The sequence below is a fragment of the Ruegeria sp. AL12 genome, assembly GCF_056540885.1.
Window position 1 is genome coordinate 1 of sequence record NZ_JBQFXN010000121.1, and the last position, 729, is coordinate 729.

The 729-nt window shown below is 58.8% G+C and carries 1 protein-coding gene; it reads left to right on the top strand.

The features are described from left to right. Positions 1-729: DUF2927 domain-containing protein (locus tag ACR0C6_RS21750; protein WP_480621225.1), on the top strand; the 729-nt coding region annotated here is incomplete at both ends.

Consider the following 729-nt stretch of genomic DNA (forward strand, 5'->3'; position numbering starts at 1 on the left):
CTTTTGCGGCACCGCGTCCCTCTCCACCGGCACGGTCCAATACGAACATCGCGTCGGATTTCCTGTCCCTGCATTTCGAACTCGAAAGCGGGGCCGCCCTGCCCGTTTTCACCCGGTTCGAAACGCCGATCACCGTTCGCCTGACCGGATCGCCGACACAAAGTATGCAGCAGGATTTGACCCGGCTGCTGAACCGCCTGAAGCGCGAGGCGGGTATCAACATCCGACAAATCAACGACGGGCAGACCAATATCACGATCGAAGCGGTCAGCCAGAAGGACATTCTGCAAATTCTGCCAAACGCGGCCTGTTTCGTGGTGCCAAACGCGTCCAGCCTGGCTGAGTATCAGCGCGACCGCCGCAAACCCAAAAGCAGTTGGGTTGAGCTGCGCCAGCGCGAAAGATTGGGGATTTTTATCCCCTACGACGTCAGCCCGCAGGAAATGCGCGATTGTCTGCACGAAGAACTGGCACAGGCCCTCGGTCCTCTGAACGACCTCTATCATCTGCCGGATTCGGTGTTCAACGACGACAATATTCATACGGTCTTGACCGGGTTCGACATGCTGATCCTGCGCGCGGCTTATGCGCCCGAACTGCACACCGGCATGACCCGCGATCAGGTCGCTGCCGTTATCCCCGGAATTCTCAGCCGTCTGAATCCACGCGGCGACCGACTAGCAGCGCAACCCCCCACAAATAACCCTCGAGAGTGGATCAACGCGATCC